This is a genomic window from Xanthomonas sp. BRIP62409, assembly GCF_003992965.1.
In the GTDB taxonomy this organism is placed as follows: Bacteria; Pseudomonadota; Gammaproteobacteria; order Xanthomonadales; family Xanthomonadaceae; genus Xanthomonas; species Xanthomonas euroxanthea.
In genome coordinates this window covers 118,413-139,117 of the sequence record NZ_QEZJ01000028.1, presented here as the reverse complement: position 1 = coordinate 139,117, position 20,705 = coordinate 118,413, and the positions used below count along the sequence as shown (strand labels likewise).

The 20,705-nt window shown below is 65.0% G+C and carries 2 protein-coding genes (1 of these 2 only partly in view); both read right to left on the bottom strand.

The window, feature by feature from the left end; all coding sequences use genetic code 11:
* The coding region (locus EO170_RS17645) for a non-ribosomal peptide synthetase (RefSeq protein WP_126946973.1) at positions 1–15,554 on the bottom strand (15,554 nt) is incomplete at its 3' end.
* On the bottom strand, positions 15,551–20,705 hold the 3' end of the coding sequence (locus EO170_RS17640; protein ID WP_126946970.1) for a non-ribosomal peptide synthetase. It continues 13,559 nt past the right edge of the window; the window shows 5,155 of its 18,714 coding nt (coding positions 13,560–18,714); the start codon falls outside the window, past its right edge; its stop codon occupies positions 15,551–15,553. The genes EO170_RS17645 and EO170_RS17640, both read right to left, overlap by 4 nt.

The window sequence follows — 20,705 nt, the reverse complement described above, 5'->3', positions numbered from 1 at the left end:
CCATTGCCGCGGGCCGGGGCCGGGGGAGAATTGCTGGTATTCACCGGAACCGCTACAGGCGGTGCGGTCGCCGCCGTAGCAGGTGCGTCGCGCGTGCCAGCAGACCTGTGGCCAGACAGTTCCTCCATTGGCACCGAGGCAAGCCGACCTGCGCCAAACAGGTCAGGCGCCCAATAGCGCGCGCGCGCAAACGGATAGCCGGGGAGGCGTAAGGTGGGCAGATACCGCTCGTGGTACAGGGAGCCCCACGGGCACTGCGCCCCCGTTACCCAGGCGTCCAGCAAACGCCGCTCTTCGCCGCGTTCGAGCATGGCGGCAAGCTCGGTGGGCGACAGCACGCGCATCGCTGCCTCATCGACCTCACCACAGGCCACGTTGTGGCGATCGCCCTGAATGAAGGCTTGCAACTTCTCGCAAACTTCGGCGATCGACCACGCCGAGAGCCCAAGCCGGTGCGCATGATGTTCGCGTCCGGTCTGCAGGGTACGGGCGATCGCGTGGAACTCAGCCGGATCATGCGGCACGGTGGACAAGACAGCCCGTAAGTCCCTGGCCGCCTGCACGAGGCGATCAGGCGCGCGCGCACTGAGGAGTATCAGGTCCGGACCGGACGGCGCATGCGGATCGGGGACCGTCCGTGCAGCTGGGTGAAACTCCTCCACCACGACATGGGCGTTGGCCCCCCCCGCGCCGAAGGAAGACAGCGCCGCAGTGCGCGGCAACGAGGCGCCGTCGCTATCGCGTTGGCTCTGCCACGGTTCCAGCGTGCGCTGGACGACGAACGGGGTCTGCGCGAAATCGATGTTCGGATTCAGACGCTGCGCATGCAGCGTAGGAACCAGCATCGCATGCTTGATCTGCAGCAAGATCTTGGTCAGTCCAGCAATTCCCGCCGCGCTCTCGCAATGGCCGATGTTGGATTTCACCGAGCCGATGGCGCAGAACTGGGTGTCCTGGGTTCCATTGCGCAGCGCACGTGTCAGCCCGGCGATCTCGATAGGATCACCCAGGGCGGTACCGGTGCCATGCGCCTCGACGTACCCGATCGCTCTGGGTGACACACCGCTGCGCTCAAGGACCCGGCCAATCAATTGGCTTTGCGCCGTGGCGCTCGGCACCGTGAATCCATTCGAGCGCCCGCCATGGTTGATGCCGCTGCCCTTGATCACGCCGTAGATACGATCGCCGTCGGCAATGGCCTTGTCCAACGGCTTGAGCAGGACCGCGCCAACGCCTTCGCCAGGGACGTAGCCATCGCCGCCATCGCCGAACGCTGCGCAACGGCCGGTACTGGAGGCAAATTTGGCTTGGGAAAGGCCCAGATACTTGTTCGGGTGCAGCGAGACATTCACCCCACCGGCGATCGCCACGCTGCAATCGCCATCGCGCAAGCTCTGGCAAGCCAGGTGGATCGCGGTCAATGACGAGGAGCACATGGTGTCGACCGCCAGCGAGGGTCCTTGGAAATTGCCGAAATAGCTCACCCGGTTGGCGACCGATGCGATACCCGATCCCAGTACGAGCGGCTCACCGCCCACCTGTGCAGTGGCGCCGTAGAGTTGGTACTCGGTGTGCATCACGCCGACGAAGACACCGACCCCCGCGCCCCTGGCCTGGGCGTTCTGATTCAGCGCTTCCCGGGTGTAGCCGGCGTCTTCCATCGCGTCATGTGCACACATCAGGAACAACCGTTCCTGTGGATCCATCATCGGCGCTTCGCGCGGCGAGATGTTGAAGAAGCCGGGGTCGAAGTCGGCAACTCCATCAATGAAGCCGCCCCACTTGCTGTAGCTCTTGCCGGGCACGCCTTGCTCTGCATCGAAGAACGATGCCATGTCCCAGCGATCCGAGGGGATCTCGCTGATGCAATCGACGCCTGCCTTGAGATTCTCCCAAAAGGCCTCCAGCGTCGGCGACTGCGGGTAGCGTCCCGCCAGACCGATGATGGCGACATCGCTACCTGGTTTCATCGACACGTCCGCATCTGCGTCGGCCATGGCCTGATCGGCCGGTGGCAGGATGGCGCCAGATGGCGGCGCTACCTCCGCTGACGGCAAGCGCCGCTGTGCAGCCAGATGGGCCGCCAGGTCGGCGACCGTGGCATGTTCGAAGAACAGCGTCTTGGACAGCGGGCCGTACTGCTTCTCCAGCGCGGCAGTCAGTCTGACTGCGACCACCGAATCTATCCCAAACGCGTCGAAGGTGGCATCGGCATGGATGCGCGCCGGAGCGATCATCAAATGCCGGGCCAAAAACTCGCGTAGCGCATCGATGGTCTGCGTCTTTGGCGGGACCGGCTCAGGCTCTGGCGTCGGCATGCCAGTCCCGGCCGCCGTGCTGCCCAACAGCAGGCGGCGAATCTGCGCGGGCTGGCCATGTGCGACCGCGAGCTGCGGAAGGTCCGTGGCCAGCGCGCGGGCAAGCGCATCCACGCCGGTCTGCGCATCCAGCGGGACGAATCCCTGCCGCCGCATGACCTGGACCATATCGGCCGGGAGCTGCATACCGCCATCGGTCGCCCAGTAGGGCAACGCAAGGGACAGGCTCCGCCCGCTACGTTCGCCGAGCGCCTGAAGTTCATGACGGTATTGTGCGTATTCGTCGAGAAAGCCGTTGGCCGTTGCGTAGGCCGCCTGGCCGATGGCGCCGGTACGCGTCGTCAGCGACGAAAACAGTACGAAGCAGTCCAATGCCAGATGGCGCGTTGCAAGGTCCAGATAGCGCGCGCCCAATGCCTTGGTTGCCAGCACCTCGTGCAGTTCGGATGCAGTCAGTGCAGCGAGCAGGCGGCTATGGGCGCTGCCCGCGCAATGCAGTACGCCGTGCAGGCAACCGAAGTGCCCGACGATCTCCTCCACCAGCTCGTCCACTTGGGCGCGATGCGAAACGTCCACCCGGCGATATTCCACGCGTACGCCGAGGGCGACCAGTTCGGCCAAGTGCTCGCGTCTGCCCGTGTCCAGATCGCTGCGGCCTGCGATGATGACGGTCGCCGATCGCACGCTACGCGCTATGTCGGCCACCACCGCCCTGCCAATGCCGCCCAGGCCACCCGTGATGAGGTAGACACCATCGTCGCGCCAGGGCCCGGGGGTGCCGCGACTCGGTGGCTCGATCTCGACCAGGGCATCGCCACGCGGCATGTCCGGCACGGCAGCAACAGGACTGACCTGCGGGTGTTCCAACACCAGCAGCTGGGTGCGCAGCCCGCGCGTTTCCAACTCCGCAGCGCGTAACAACGCGGCCAGTCCTGCATGAAGACGGCCAGTGCCGCGTTGCGGTACCAGAACCTGCAGCAGGGTTGTTTGACCCGTACGCTGCCGCTGCAGCGTTCCCAGGACATCCAGCAGTTGCTCGGCGTAGGCGGTGAAGCGCTCGGCCGTATCGATCGCGGTGCTCTGCAGGATTTTAGTCTGGGAAGCTGATGCGAACGGCGCCACTGCCGCCGCCGGAAGATCGCACACCAGCACGATCCTTTGCGTGTGCTGGTCATGTGCGGGCGGCGCCGGCAACGGTGCCGACGCCGGCGCCATGAAAATCGTCTGCGCTGTCCCGGTCACGCCGGAACCGGAGCGATACGTCCTGCCGGTCAGACCTTGCAGGCGGACGCAGAGGCGACCGGTGTCGTCACAGATGTCGATATGGGTCTGCGCCAGGCCCGACGTCGTTTGTCGGACGATGGCCCAGCCATCGCGTGGACAGGGACAGAACCACTGCAAGCTATCCAGCGCGAACGGCACCGACGCCGGGCCGTGGGTGTCGCTTGCGGCAGCGACATCGTGAAGGAAGCCGGCAGCCTGCACTGCCGAATCCAGCAGGCCGGGAGGAAGACCCAGGCGACCTGCATCCGCCAGCGCTGGCAGGCACAGACGCGCCAGCACAAAGCGGCCCTCCGCGTCCTGGCCCGCCTGCAGTTCGACCAGGCCTCGGTGCGAGGGCCCATACACGACGCCCATGGCGCTGAGTTCGCGGTAACAGCTGTCGCCGTCCATCGGTGCGCCGGACAACGAGGCGCGCAGCGCGGCGATGTCCCGTACCGCCCCCACCTGCGGCTGCATCGAGACCCTGGCTCGGGCGCAAGGTGCCGTTGAGGCATGCGAGCCGTCGGCACCGCGGGCATCCTCGTCGAGCAGAAACTCGCAGACCAGGTCGGTGTCCTGCGGCGTCACCTGGATGTGCAGGTGCAGCGGGACCGGGCCGGCCATCACCGGTTTGAGCCAGACCACATCGCTGATGCGGAGGGAACTCACCTGTTCGACGTTGAGTGCCAAGGTGGCGGCCGCCTGTGCCATCTCCAGGTAGGCGACTGCAGGGAGGATCGCCTGGCCGGCGACGACGTGATCGGCGAAGACCGGTTCGTTGCCCTTGAAGGTGGAACTGAAGCGCAGCCCGTGAATGGACGATGTATTGCGCTGGACCAGCGGATGCAGCGCAGACGTGGCATGGCTCGCGACGGACGACGCTGGCGCGGATGCCTCCATCCAGTAACGCTCTTTTGCAAATGGATACGTCGGAAGCGGTATCCGCCGCGGGCGCGCCTGCGGATACAGCTGCTCCCAATCGATGTGCGCGGCGCCAGCGACCCACACCTCCAGCAACCGCTCCAGTTTGCCGCGCGCCAGCCAGGTTGCTAGCAGCGTCTGGATATCGCCGTCGTCGCGCAACCAGGACAGGGTCTTGCGAGCGCTGCGGGTGTCTCCATAACGGACGTCACCGCTAGTGGTCTTCTCACGCAGGAATCGCTCGAGGGTGTCCTGCAGCTCGGCCAGCGATTGCACCACGCAGCCGAACCGCACCTCCATCGCTTCGCGTGCCACCTGCAACGTGTACGCCACATCGACCAGCTGCGATTCGTCCAACGCACCGCACGCCTGGAGCAAGTGGCGCATGTATTCATCCAGACGTGCATCGTCCTTTGCCGACAACAGCACCAGGTACGGTCCGTGTCCAGCTGTCGCCGGCGATGGGTGGCCGACGTATTCCTCGATAATCACATGCGCGTTCGAGCCGCCGGCACCGAACGAAGACACGCTGGCTATCCGTTTGCCCAGCCCGCTTGCGGGAGGGTTCCAGGTCGCCAGTTCGCGCTGCAGTCGGAACGGGCTGCTATCGAAATCGATATGCGGGTTGGGCACTTCCGCATGCAACGAAGGCACCAATTGGCGGTGCTTGAGCTGGAGCAGTACCTTGGTCACTCCGGCGACGCCTGCGGCGGCCTCTAAATGCCCGATGTTGCTCTTTACTGAACTGAGCGCGCAGAATCCGCGCTCGGCGGTCGACCCCCGAAAGGCTTGGGTCAGCGCATCGATCTCGATCGGATCGCCAAGCTCGGTTCCGGTTCCGTGGGCCTCGACATGCGAGATGTCGCGGGCGCTGATCCCCGCCTTACGGATCGCGGCCTTGATGAGTTCGCGCTGGGCCGCCGGATTGGGCGCGGTATAGCCCTTGGCCTTGCCACCATGGTTGATGCTGGTCGAACGAATCACCGCATGGATGGAATCGCCATCGCTGATGGCCTGGGAGAGACGTTTGAGGACAAGGACACCGACGCCTTCGCCAGGAACGAATCCATCGCCTCCGGCACCGAAACTGCGGCAACGTCCCGAGGTCGACAGAAATCTTCCCTCGCACGATGCCACGTAGCGCGATGGATGCAGGTTGAGGTTGACGCCACCGGCGACGGCCACGTCGCACTCGTCGCGTAGCAGGTGCTCGCAGGCTTCATGGATGGCCGTCAGCGACGAGGAGCACATGGTGTCGATCGGCATGCTTGGGCCTTGCAGATCGAGCAAGTAGGAAACCCGGTTGGCCACCGAGCCGAACGAGGTCTGCGGATGGATCGCATCACCGTCCGGATCCTGGCCACTGGCGCAGCGCTCGAAGCCGGACTGGGATACGCCGGCGAAGACGCCGACCCGGCGCGCATGCTTGCTGGCCAGGCTGGCGCGCGTATAGCCGGCGTCCTCGAACGCCCGCCAGCTTTCCTGAAGAAACAACCTCTCGTGCGGATCGATCGCCATCGCCTCGCGCGGCGCGATTCCGAAGAACAGCGGATCGAAGTCTGCGAACCCATCGATGAAACCGCCCCATTTGCTGTAACTGCACCCCTGTGCGATGGCGCTGGCCGGATCGGCATCGAAGAAGCCGTCCAGACTCCAGCGCTCGGCCGGGATCTCGGTGATGCAGTCTTCTCCACAGCGCAACCGCTCCCAGAAAGCGTCGAGGGTGGCGGCCTGCGGATAGCGCCCGGAGACGCCGATGATGGCGATCGCCCGGTCCTGGTGGGGGGCAGCGGCCACCTGCGCCGGGGCAAGGGGGGGAGTGGCGAAGGGATCGGCAACCTCGGCTGCGGCCGGAGGCGACGGCAACAGGCCGCTCGTGGGTACCGCCGCCGAAGGTAGCAGGCGTCTCGCACTGTCGGCCTGCGTGGCCAATAGATGCGCGGCGATAGCGACGACGGTACGGTGCTCGAACAGCAGCGTGCTGCTGACATCCTCGAAGTTCGCGCGTAGTTCGTTGGCCACACGGATGGCGAGGATCGAATCCACGCCATAGTTCTCCAGCGGCTCATGGATATCGATCTCATCGATCGGCTGTTCCAGCGTACGGCCGACGATCGAACGGACATATGCGGTCACGATTCCCAGGAGGTCGGTCTCCACGGTGCGCGGCTGCAACGTAGAACGCGGCGAGGCGATCGGCTTCACCGGCGCCACGGCCGTTGTATTGGTCGGCAGCGATTGCAGATATCCGGCAAGCGCGCGTGCATTGGAATATTCGAAGATCACCGTGCTGGACACATCGGGGAAGCGCGTCCGCAAGGCATTGGCGAGGCGGATGGCCAGTATCGAGTCGATGCCGTAACTCTCGAAAGGTTCATCGGCATCGATGTCGTCTGCGGTCAACTCCAGCACCTCGGCAACCAGACCGCGCACGTAAACGGTCATCGCGCCACGGGGTGCTTCGGCACCGGATGTCTCGGCGCCAGATGGGTCGGCCCGGAGAGGGAGCGCACCGGCCGGGGGCCGTGCACCTTGGTCTTCGCGTGAAGGCTGCACCGCCCTGCTCTTCTGTCGAAACACTCCGTCGCTCTCCGCAATGATGATTTGCTGCCCGAATCGATGCGTCTCCCCTAGCGGGAAACGGATCGCGCGAAATCCTTCTTCTTCCAGGACCCGGCGCCAGGTCGCTGGCGCCAGCCCGGGCGAACCCGACTCCCGCAACCAGCCGTCCTGGTAGGCCCACCATCCTGGCAACAGGCCAAAGGTCAGGTGTGCGAACAAGCCATGGCCCTGCATCTCGTTGATGATCAGCAGGCCATTGCGTGCAAGTCCGCTCTTGGCATGGCGCACGGTACGATGCATCTCCCGGGTCGCATGCAGGACGTTGGTCGCAATGACCACGTCATACGTTCCGCAGTCCAGTCCTTGCTCGGCGAGCGGACGTTCGATATCCAGCAGCAGGCAACGCAGATACGGTGCCTGCTGCCGGTACTGCCGTTCGGCATGTCCGAGGAAGGCGCGCGATATGTCGGTATAGCAGTACTCCGACACGGACGGCGTCAGCGGCCGTAACGTCTCGAACACGCGTTGGCTGGTCGCCCCCGTGCCCGCGCCGATCTCCAGCAAACGCAGTTGCGCGTTCGAATCGCTGCGCAGTCGCTGCTCGGCATACTGACCAACCAGGACCGCCACGATGCGGTTGTAGTAGTCGATATACGGGTTCTTCTTGTAGACATCCTCGACACGTTGCACGGACGCGTTGGAGAACATGACGTCGGTCGCCTGGCGTCTACCAGCAAGGATGTCCGGCAACGCGCGCAGCATCGGTTCGATCAGGTCGGCATGGGCGCGCGCGCTCTCGGTGCTCCCGGCCTTGGCGAAGTAGCGCTCCACCGTTGCCCAATCGGCATCTGACGCGGAGCGTTCGAGCTCGAATTCCCCATCTTCGCGCGCACGCGCATATCCCGACGCGCACAAAAAGCGCAGCGCTTCGTGCAACCAACGGCCATACACCTGCGGCTTTGCAAGCCGAGCGTGGAGCGAGGCCAGCGACAGCGCGGACGCGGTGCCGCCAGCAAACACGCTGAGCTGGTGGAACAGGCCGCATGCAAGGACCGCATCCAGCGGGTCAGGCGTTGCCGGCAACGCAAGGTCGGGGAGTTCCACCGATAGCGATGGATCGGACATGGCAAAGCGTCCATTGGCCAGCGCCGTTGCAAGCTCCACCCTATCGTCGGTGACGATTGGCAGCGCGACGCCGCCATGCGCGGCGCTGCGCTTGAGCAACGCCATCTGCTCGAATGGCCCGGCCAGCACGCTTTCGATGAAGGGCATGGCCTCTGCGGGTTCGATGGAGCCTTCACCGAGATGCGCCATGCGCCGCCGATGCGCCTCCGAGGCCACGATCCCTACGCTGCCCCAGTAGCCCCAGTTGATGACGCGTGCCGATGCCTGGCCGTTGCGACGCAGCCAGGTGGCCAATGCGTCGACATAGGCACTGCCTGCGGCATAGCTGCTCTGGCCTGGTGAGGGATTGAAGCTCTGGAGCGCTGAAAAGAACAACACGAAATGTGCGGGACGATAGCGCGCCAGTGCGCCCGCCAGTGCCGCTGCGGTCAGGATCTTGGACGACAGGGCATCGGCGAACTCGGCTTCATCGACAGCCATGACACCGCGATCGTGCAAGCTCAGTGCGGTGTGGATGAAGCCGTGGATGACCGCATGCTCGGTTTCGACCTGCTTCAACGCCGCTTCCAACGCGGGGCGTTGGCGTGCGTCCACTTGCAGGTAGCGCAGGCTGCCGCCGAGCGCGCTGAGCCGCTGCACGGCGTGCGCGATCTCGCCCTCCGGCGAGCGCCTGCCCAACCAGACCACATTGGCGCGATAGTGACGCAACAGATAGTCAGTCCATGCCTGGCCAAGCCCGCCCGCGCCTCCCAACACGACGTAGACGCCGCCTTCGACAAGACGTGTGGGTAGGGCGGCCGGCAGCACGGCCGGAATCAGCCGCTGCGCATAGCGATTGTGCCCACGCAGTACGGTCGAGCTGCGTTCCGGGTCCGCTGAGGCACCAAGCACAATCGGCCATGGGCAATGCTCGGCATGATCCACATCGAATGCATGCACCGCCCAGTGCGGATATTCCTTGGCCAATGCGCCGATGAAGCCATGCAGCGCGGCCTGCGCCGGATTACCGGATTCGGCGTTGTGCACGGCGAGTGCGCCGCTGGTGATCGCCGCCAGGTGCAGCGGTTGGGTCTCGTAGCCGGCGTGCAACAGCGCCTTGGCCAGGCGCAGACAGCACAGGACATGCTGCTGCGGATCGGACCCGGCATGAACGTCCTGGGCGATCCACACCACATGCGTGGGCCGTTGGGAAAGAATCAGCGAGGTCAACTCGGCCTGTCCGGCGTCTGCCGGTAGCGTGCAGAGCGCATCCTGACCGCAGGCCTCGCGCAGCGAGGTCGCCAGCGGTGGCGTGGAACCGATCAACAGCACCCGCCGCGACTGGCCGCTATCGGTGATCGCCGTCTGTGGCCCCAGGCATTCCCAAACTGGGACCAGCGGGATCGCCCCAAGCGACTGGCCCGGCGTCGCAGGAGGAAGCTCGGACACGGTGCTGCGCGCCCCTGCGGGAGTCGGGGCCACCACCCGCGCACTGAGACCCGCCATCTCGACGACCAGATGTCCTTGCGCGTCGTAGATGCGCACATCCAGTTTGTGCACCAACTGCGAGCTTCCGGCAGCCTCGCAGACATACACCCAGGCCTGTTCTCCCGGTGGTTGCAGGATGCTCACCCTGTCGACACTGAGGGGCAGGGTCTGCTCCAGTTGGTCCTCGGCCAGCACCCCGTCGACCAGTCCCATGCCGATGGAGGCCTGCAGCGCAGCGTCGAGCAGCCCCGGATGCAGGACCAAGCGCCGGTCGCGAACCGCCTGCGCATGCAGTCGCAGGCGTCCAAGCGCGAAGCGGGTGCCGTCCTTCGCCTGCCCAGGAGCGGTTTCCACCAATGCCTGCAGCGATGGGCCATAGCGGCAGCCAAGCCGGTCGAACAGGGCGTAGCAGGCATCCCCCTGTGCGGCTTGGCCGCACGCACCGCGCAGAGACGCGATGTCCAGTTGCTCACCGCGTGCCTCCGGCGCCAGCGAAGCGGTTCCCTCACAGTGGACGCAGTCAGGTGCATCGTCCAACTGACTGTATATCTGAAACGAGACGTTCCTGGCATCGCGCCTATCGACTCGCACATGCACGGTCAGCGGATCGGTCGCGGCGACCAGCGGACGCAACCAACTGACATTGCTCAGCAGGATCGGCGTCTCCATCGAGCGCAGCGCTTGCGCCACTGCGGCGCGTGCCATTTCCAGATAAGCCACGCCCGGCAGCAATCGCGCACCGCGCACGTCGTGGTCGGCGAACACGAACTCCGTTCCGCTGAAGCGGGTCGTATAGCGGTGCTCGGCTAGGCTGGAGGTGTTGCGATGCAGGAGCGGATGCAACGTATGCTCCTGCGTTGCAGGCAGCGCCGGTGTCGACCGTCGATAGCGGGTCGGAGCGAAGGGATAGGTCGGCAACGAGATCCGACGCGGCGCGCGCGCTCCCGTCCGGCACAGCGTCCAGTCGAGGTCTGCACCCGCCATCCAGACCTCGCCGACCTTGTGCCAGTGGCCGGCCTGAATCCAGTAGGGGAGCAGGCGCTGCAACTCGCCACCATCCAGCCACTGGGGAGCGGTGCCATTCTGACCCCTGTCCTGGGCAAGAGCGTCCTTGCCGATGAATCCGCGCAGGCCCACGCAGAGTTCGTCCACGCTGGAGGCCTGCAGCGCGAGGCGACAAGCGAATGGTTCGCGCCCGACCTGCAAGGTGTGGGCGATATCGTGAAGATCCAGGTCCGGATAGCGTTCCAGGAATGACAGCAGATCCACCGCATACTGGCGCAGCTGCTCAGGCTTGCGCGCCGACAATGGCACCAGGCAGCGGGCTGTTGCTGCGGTGCCGATGGAAGGCGCGTGGAATTCCTCCAGCAGCGCATGGGCATTGGTACCGCCGATACCGAACGAGCTGACACCTGCGCGATGCGGGGTCTGTCTCGGAGTCAGCGTCAGGTGCTTGCTCACCACGTAGAAAGGCGACGCTGCGAAATCGATGGCAGGATTGGGCGTGTCGTAGTTCAGCGAGGCTGGAATCTGGGCGTGCTTCAGGCCGAGCGCCACCTTGATGCAGCCGACCAGGCCGGCCACCGTATCCAGATGGCCGATGTTGCTCTTCACCGAACCGATGCCGCAGAACTGACGCCGCGACGTGTGGCGTCCGAACGCATCGACCAGCGCCGCCACCTCCAGCGGATCCCCCAACCTGGTCGCTGTGCCGTGGGCTTCGACATAGTCGATGGTTTCGACATCCACGCCGCTAGTGCTCAGCACCTTGTCAATGACCTCTGCCTGCCCTGCCAATCCGGGTGCGTAGTAACCCGCTTTATCGGCACCGTCGTTGTTGATGGCGACTCCGCGCAACAACGCGTAAATCGGGTCCTTGTCCGCGATCGCCTCGCGCGCGCGCTTCAGCAGCAGCACTGCCACCCCTTCGCCGCCGAGCATGCCGTCGGCTCGCTCATCGAACGGCCGCAGATGCCCGTCGCTGGAGAAGTTCATGCCGCGCTCGGCGACGTAGCCGAGTGTGACGCTGTCCGAGAGCGAGGCAGCGCCAACCAGCGCATGCCTGGTATCGCCGGCAACCACGCTGCGGTATGCCGTATGCAGCGCAACCAGCGATGACGAACAATTCGAATGGACGAACAAGCTCGGCCCACGCAGACCCAGGCGGTGGGAAATAACGGTGGGCAGTGCACCGGGCTGTGACCATGCAGAGGCGACGTACTGCTTGGAGCCTCCCATCACGCTCCATGCCGCCGGTGGAGCATCGCTGTGGTAACCGGCATTGGCGGCGGTCATGAACACCCCCGCGTCGGCGATGTCCGATGGCCGGTAGCCGGCATCCTCGACCGCTTTCCAGGCATGCTGCAAGAGCATCCGCACTTGCGGGTCGATCGCCTGGGCATCATGTGCGGAAATATTGAAGAACTCGGCGTCGAAGCAGTCCTTGTCCTCGATGGTGGCGCGCGCAGTGATCAGCCCCGGCGTCTGCAACAGCGCTTCCGGCACGCCCAGCGACTGCAACGTTGAGGTGCTGAGAAATTCGATGCTTTCTACGCCGTTGCGTAGATTTTCCCAGAACTGGCGATGATCGCGTGCGCCGGGCACATGGCAGGACATGCCGATGATGGCGACACAGTCGTCGATACGATCGGGCATGGTGCCGCATGACTCCACCGCGGCAGCAGGCATGGCGATGGCCGCCTGGACGGTATCACCGGCGCGGAACTCGGCGATGTGCCGGCTGATCCCTCGCACACTGGCCAGCTTCAGCAAAGCGGTCACGTCGAACGGCATGTCGAAGGCCTCGGCGATGCGACGCGCCACGCTCACGGCGAGAATGGAATCACCGCCCATGTCGAAGAAGCCTTCATCCAATGCCACGTCCTGCACACGTAACACTTCTCGCATGATCGAACCTACGGTCGACTCGATAGCAGGGGCATGTCCCATCGCGTGCTGCTCCTTCGTGTGGCTGTCCTGCCAACCTGCTGCCAGGGCGCGTCGATCCACCTTGCCGTTCGCGTTGGTCGGCAGCTGCGGGACCAGGGTGACCCGTGCCGGCTGCATGTAATCCGGCAGATGCTTGGCAAGATAGATTCTTACTGCTGCAGCATCCGCAATGCCGGCGAGCTGCGAAGGAACAACGAACGCCGCCAGTTGCTTGCGTTCGTCCAGCACCACAGCCGCACACTGCGCTACGCCCGGATGGGCTTGCAGTACCGTCTCGACTTCACCGAGCTCGACCCGCGAGCCGCGGATCTTCACCTGTGCATCGACACGTTGGACGAACTGCAGCTCGCCATCGGCGAGCTCGCGCACGCGATCGCCGGTGCGGTACAGGCGGCTTCCCGGCGGCCCCAAGGGGTTGGCGACGAAGTTCTCTGCTGTCAGCCCCGGGCGGCGCAGATACCCCCGCGCCAACGCGATGCCCCCCACGAACAGTTCTCCCACCTGACCAGGGGCGATCGGCTGCAACGTCTCCGGATTCAGCACCACGGTGCTCGTGCCCCTGATTGCCCGTCCAATGGACAGCGAGCCGGAGGGAAGAGACACGTCCGGATCGCTTTGCCCGCGCGTTGCATCACCAACGATGGGCGGTACAGGATCACAGATCTTGAATGTGGCGCAGACCGTTGTCTCGGTCGGGCCGTACGCATTGACGAAGCGGCACCGTCTGCTCCAGCGCGCGGCGAGCGCGGGCGCGCATGCCTCGCCCGCCACGATGAGCAGGCGGAGTTCGGGCAGGTCCACCGATTCAAGCAACGTCAGTGCAGATGGCGGCAACGTGGCGACGTTGATGCGATGCTGTTGCATGAGCTCGGCGAGCTGTCCGCTGCGCTGCAGCGAGCCGCCAGGCGCCAGATGCAGCGTGGCACCGGCCTGCAAGGCCATTGCCATTTCCCAGACGGATGCGTCGAACGTCCAGGGGGCGAACTGCAGTACCCGCTCGCCTGCCGTCACTCCGAACGCCTCGGCCTGGGTAAGCGTCAGGTTCGCCAGGCCTGCGTGCGGCACCGCCACGGCCTTGGGCGTGCCGGTGGAGCCTGAGGTGTAGATCACATAGGCGAGTTGTCCCGGCACGACAACGGGCGCCACATGGCCAGCGGCGGTGTCGGTGATCGCCTCGACGAGCACCAGATGCTCCACCGCACAGGGCAGTCGTTCACGTAGCTGCGCGCGTGTGACGATCGCCACGGGGGCCGCGTCTTCGATCATGAAGCGTAGTCGCTCGGCCGGGAGTTCCGGATCGAGGGCCAGACAGGCGCCCCCGGCCTTCCATACCGCGAGCAAGGCGCATACCGCATCGGTCGACCGCTCCAGCAATACGCCGACGAGGGAGTCCGCAGCAACGCCAGCGCGCTGCAGGTGTTCGGCCAGGGAGTTCGATCGCGCGTCGAGTTCAGCGTAGCTGAGTTGCGCTGTTTCGTGCACCACAGCCGGCACCTGCGGATAGCGCTGGCACTGCACAGCGATCACCTCGTGCAGCGGGCACCAAGCAGCCTGCTCGGGAAGAACCGCACCGCGATCGACGCTGCGCTCTGGCTTCAGCGCAGCGTCGATCGCGATGACGATCGAATGCAGCCAGCTCTGGGCCGTGCACTCGGCGACCTGGCTGGCGTCATGGTCGAAGTACAGGACATAGCCGCTTTCCTGCTCGGCAACTTTGAAGGCGAGCGCATACTCGCCCTCCTGGTACAGGCCTTCCACGGGCTCGAAGCGCACCCCTGCCCATTCCCTCCGTGTCGAGGGCAGCGCGAAGAAGCGGCGACTCTTGTACTCGAAAACCGTGTCGAACAGCTGGGAAGATCCATCGCCACGCTGATGCAGCGCACGCGCCACAAGCTGGAATGGATAGTCCGCATGTGCCAGGACCTCGGTCAACCCGGCGTGGGTGCTGCGGAGACGATCATCCAGCGATGCCGCGAGCTCGGACGTGGAGCGCACGGCGACGAGATTGACGAAGCAGCCCACCGTGTGGTCAAAGCCTTCGTGTGGACGGCGTTCGACCGCCATGCCGATCGTGATATCGCGTTTGCCGGAAACAGACCCAAGCAGCGCTTGATACATCGACAGGAAAAAGCTTGCCGGCGTGATGCGTAACCGTGCGCAGAGGCTGCGGATCTTTTGCGTTGCGTCAGCGGCCAGCGCATGCCGCAGCGTATGCGGGCGGCACGGATCCGCCGTGGCCAAACCCAAACCGAGCACCGGGGTGGCACCGTGCAGCTTTTGCTTCCAGAACTGCAGCGAGGCCGCGCCAGCCTCGCTGGCGACAAGATCGCGTTCCCATTGCACGAAGGCACCAAAATCGAGCACGCTCATCTGCGTCGCCGCCGTGGACAGGCCTTTGGCCACCCGTTCATAGGCGGCACACAAGGTCTGCATGAAGACAGCGACCGATCCGCCGTCGAAGGCGATGTGGTGAACGACAAGAAGCAGGTACCAGACCTCGTCGGTGTGCGAGTACAGATCGGCCCGCATAAGCGGTCCTTCATCCAGTACGAACGGCTGTTGCAGCCGCACCGACATCGCCTCCATCAGCGATGCATCGTCCAGATGCACAGCCGCATGCCGTGTGAGCGACAGCGTATCGGGAGCCAGAGACCGCCGCTGCGGACGCCCGTCGCGCTCGCCAATTGCCGATGCAAGCATCCGGTGGCTGCGCATGACCTCGTACAGCGCACCTTCGAGCGCTTTCTCGTCCAGCCGGCCTTGTAGTCGCAGGCAGAGCGGGATGTTGTAGGCGAATGACGTCGGCTTGGCCGATTGCAGCATCCACAGGCCCTGCTGACCTTCGGAAAGCGGTTCATTGGCCACTTCGTGCTGGAGCAGCTGTCGGCGCAATTCATCGCGCGATATCTGTCCACGCTTGAATGCACTTAACAGCTCGCGGACGGTCATCGCGCTACTCCCCCTTCGATGAGTCTTTCCATGGCATCGATACCGAGTTCGCCGGCCTCGAATGCATCCAGCAGCGCATCGATCCCGTGGTGCGGATTGCTGGTGGCAACGACCGGGGCAGTCACCGGCGCAGGGACAGCGGCTAGCACCTCAGTGATGTAGCCGACCAGCGCAGCGACCGTACTGTGCTCGAACACCTCTCGGCCAGACACCCTGATGGCGTAGCGGTGCCCGATCTCACGCATGAGCCGCATGCTCACCAGCGAGTCCGCGCCCAGCTCCTGCAGGTCGATCTCCGGCGTCAGCTCACCGGGATTGAGAACGAGCGCGCGTTCGAGGAAGTCGACGATGAAAGCCTGCAACTCATCGCCTGGTGAGGTGCTGGTAGTTGCGCAGGACGCGGACGGCGTCACCGCCGACACATCGGCGGCGGGATCCGGCGCGGCGTCGGCCAGCCAATAGCGCTCGCGCGCGAACGGATAGGTCGGTAGCGGAATGCGACGGGCCTCCGAGCCGAACAGCGCAGCGAAATCGGGCGTCGCACCGCGTACGAAGAGCTCGCCCAATGCGTCCAGCCGGGCGCGGCGCTCGCGCGGGTACGCGGCCGCCTCGATGCAGCGCTCCGCCTGCTTGGTCAACCCCTCGCGCTCACGTGTGCCCAACCGCGTTGATGCAGTGTCGGGTGAGGTTGCCAGTGCCGTCTGCAGCGCCGACAGTGCCTCGGCGATATCGGCGGCAACGCAGGACCAACGGTAATCGAGGTGTTGCCGGCCCTGCAGCAGGGTGTAACTGAGCGGCATCGGGTCCAGATCCCGGCTCGCTTGCAGGTGATCGAACAGGCGTTGCTGGCTGATTCGCAACTGGAGGGGAGTGCGTGCCGATAGTGCGATGGGCCATGCAAGCCCGGTTGATCGGGAAGCCGGGACTGCTGGCGCTTCTTCGATCACCAGGTGCGCGTTCGTTCCGCTCAGGCCGAAGGCACTGAGCACCGCCCGTCGTGGGCCGTGTTCGGGCGCTGGCCAGTCACGCAGCGTGGTGTTGACAAAGAACGGGCTATTGCCGAAATCAATATGCGGATTTGCCTTCCGATAATGCAGCGTGGGTGGCAACTGGCGATGCCGCAGTGATAGCAGTACCTTGAACAAGCCCGCCATTCCGGCCGCCTCGGCGGCGTGACCCATATTGCTCTTGACCGAGCCGATCGCGCAGTAACCGACACGGTCGGTGCGCTTGCGGAATGCCCGTGTCAACGCCTGGACTTCGATAGGGTCGCCGAGCACCGTCCCGGTCCCGTGCGCCTCGGCCATCTGGACGTGCGAGACATCGATGTCGAAGCGCGCGTAGACACTGCACTCCAGTTGCTCCTGTGCTGATGCACTCGGCGCGGTCAGGCCGTTGCTGGTGCCATCCTGGTTGATCGCGCTGCCCTTGACGATACCCACGATGTGGTCGCCATCTGCCTGCGCTGCCGAGAGCCGTTTCAGTACGACGATGCCGACGCCGTCGGCGGGCACAAAGCCATTGGCCCGCTCGTCGAACGTGAAGCAACGGCCATCCGGCGATAGCATGCCGGCACGGCTACCGATGGCATGGAAGCCATCGGTGCATTGCACATGCACACCTCCGGCAATGGCCAGCTCGATCTCATCCATCCACAGTGCCTGGCACGCCAGATGGACAGCCACCAATCCGCTCGAACAAGCGGTATCGATCGTCATCGCCGGCCCGTGCAGATCCAGGTGATAGGCGATACGCGATGACAACAGGGCTGTCGAGCTACCGTGCATGGCGGCTACCGGAAGTTCGCCGCCCAGCAGCTGGGTATAGTCTTCGCCACTGCACCCAATGTAGACACCGCAGTGACTGCCGGCGATGGCCTGGCCAGCGTAGCCCGCATTCTCCAGCGCCTTCCACGACTCCTCCAGGCAGAGGCGCTGCTGCGGGTCCATGTGCAACGCATCGGCACGCGATATGCGGAAGAACAGCGGATCGAAATACTCGACATCGCGAATGTATCCGGCATGAGCGCAGCGCACGTCGTCGTCACCCTGCCGCGCCTGGCTCTGCCAGCGCGTGGCCGGCTCGACCAAATCGCACCCGGCCGCCAGATTCCGCCAGAGCTCATCGACATCGTCGGATTGCGGGAAGCGTCCGCTCATGCCGATGATGGCGATTGGTTCGCGCTGGATCGGTGCCATCCGTGCGACTGCCGGTTGCGGCCAAGTGGGGGCGGTTGCCCCGGAAGCTCGGTCGACTGGGGCATGCCGTGCGGCAACGCGGTGGCTGGCCAGGATATGCGCGGTGAGTTTGTCGACATTGGGATGGTCGAACAGGCAAGGCCCCGGCAGGCTGATGCCCAGACTCTGGTTGATCGCTCGAACGACCTTGAGACCAATGATGGAATCAAGCCCGAATTCGGCGAACATCGCCTGCTCGTCGAGCAAGGCCGGATCCAGCCCGAGGGCACGGCATACTTCGCTTGCGACCGTTGCCTGCACCGCCTCGCGCAAGGCCGGGTCGGTATCATCTTGGCCAGCCCTGGCGACGTCTGCGTCCTGCGCGGCCTGCGGGATCCTGCGGACGCGGTCGCCATCCAGAGCCATACGATCGACCAGGTTCACGCCTTCGACCGCCAGCGGCGCGTGCGTGCGCAGGAAGCCGAGTTGTTCGAACGGGCCGGAAAGCAGGACATCCAGCGCCCAGCCACCTGACGCAGCATCGATGAAGTCGATCCCGATCTCGCGCAGCTCGTCCAATCGCCTCGGGTCGTCGATGGTCCAGTAGCCCCAGTTCATCACCCTGGCCCTCACTCCACGTTGCGACAGCGCACGCGCGAAAGCGTCCTGCCACGCGCAGGCCGCGGCGTAATGGCTTTGCTCGCGATTGCCGATGAACGACACCAGCGATGACAGAAAGATCACGCCATCGCGCAGGTCGTTGGCAAAAACCTGAGCGAGCGCCACGGCTGGGCGGACCTTGGCGCCGAATGCCTCATGCAGATCGCCCTGCGACAGTGATCCGAGCGGCACCCGGGAAAAGTGGGTCGTCGCCACCAGCACCGCGTCGATCCGTTGGTGGCGCCCGAGCATTTGAGTTCGCAAACGACGCAGCGACTCCAGGTTTCCCGCATCGGCCTGACAATAGTGCAGACGTCGATCGCCACCAAAGCGCGATAGTGACTGCTGTACGTCCGCTTCCGGTCGCCGCCCTACCCAGACGACGGTGGCCAACCCGCGCAGCAGATGCTCGGTGATGTGCTGTCCTACATGGCCAGCACCTCCAACGAGGATGTAGACGCCCTCGCCAACGGACGTAGACCGTGGTCGATCCAGGTGGAGGGTGGTCAGCTGGCTGCGCAGCCAACGACCATGACGATAGGCATACACGCTTGCCCGGCCGACGACCGCGTGCAATGCCGCCAGTACTCCGATGTGCGGCGTCTGGACAGCGGGGAGATCGGCCGCCACCACCGCTGCATGGCGGTACTCTTTTGCAGCCGATCGTAGCAACCCGACCACCGCTGCGTGTGCTGGATCGGGACAATCGTCCGCCACCGCCGATTGGGATTGCCGCGTCACCGCAACCAGGGCGATAGCGGTACCGCGACGGCCGATCGCGTCCAGTTCCTGCAACAGCTCCACGCACTGTGTGACCGCAGCGGCGTGATCCTCTATCGGCGCATCGAATGCGGCCGGCGACGCATGGGGAACGAACCAGATCACCCGACTCACAGGCCGCTCGGTCAGGCGGTGCCGCAGGGACGCGCGATCACTCCATGCGATCGCTGCGGCACTGCTGGGCGAGACGGCTCCTGGCGTGTCCGGCAGTGCGTCGGGCACGCCGAGGACCAGTACATCTGCATCGAGTGGCAACGCGTCTGGCGCGGCGAGGTTCTGCCACTCCGGCACCAGCAGGGTCGCATTGCTGGCGACAGCGTCCACGGGCAGAGCACTGGTCGCACCCTGCTCTGCTGCGGGCGCTGCACCGGCATGCCCGCGCAGTGCCGCGACCGGCCAATATTCTTCTTCCGCGAACGGATATGTCGGCAACGACACACTGCAGGGCACGCCGTGGTACAGACAGGCCCAATCGAGCTCCGCCCCGTTCGACCAGGCCTCCAGCGCGACCTCGTGGGGACCTGCCTGCCAGCCGTCCGGCAACGTCGGCGTCGCGCCACCGCCCATTCGCCGGCCGGCGTAAAGCGTGGAACGAGGCTCTTGCTCATGCACATACGCATGCAAGCTGTCGATCACCTGCGCCAAGGAGGTGGCCGCAAACGCGAGTCGATATTCCATCGCTTCCCGACCCAATTGCAGCGTGGCAGCAATAGCGGGCACGTCGGCATCGGTGAACGGGCCGCGCCTGAGGGCGACCTCGAGACGCTTTGCATATTCCATCAGCCGATCGGGCCGGCGCGCCGAAACCACGATCAGCGCAGGCCAGCCCAAGGCATGAGACATCGCAATGGTCTGCGGTAGGGCTGGCGCAGCCTCCTGCACGACCAGGAAGGCGTTGGCCCCGCCAGCGCCGAACGAGGACACGGTGGCCGTGCGCGGAACTGCAGCGCCATCAGCCCGGCGCGGCCGCGTCCAGGGCGCGAGCCGATGCTGCAGCACGAAGGGTGTACCAGCCAGATCGATGTTGGGGTTGGGGTTGGTGCTATGCAGCGTCGGCACGAGTTCACCATGCTTGAACTGCAGCAGCACCTTGGTCAGCCCGGCGATCCCTGCCGCAGCTTCCAGATGGCCGATATTCGACTTGACCGAACCCAGCGCACAGAACCCGCGTTCACGCGTGCTTGTAGCGAATGCCTGCGAGAGCCCTTCCACCTCGATGGGATCGCCCATCTCCGTTCCGGTGCCATGCGCTTCGACGTAGCTGATATCGCGCGCATCCAGACCGGCCCGTGCCAGGGTCCGCTGTACCAGGTCGCGCTGGGCGCGTGGATTGGGCACGGTGTAGCCATGCGTGCGACCGCCATGATTGATGCCCGAGGCCAGGATCACGCCATGGATCCTGTCGCCGTCGCGCTGGGCGCGCGACAGCGGCTTGAGCAGTACGCTACCGACGCCTTCACCAGGCACAAAGCCCGTGGCGTTGGCACCGAAACTTCGACAATGCCCATCGGTGGACAGCATGCGCTGCGAACAC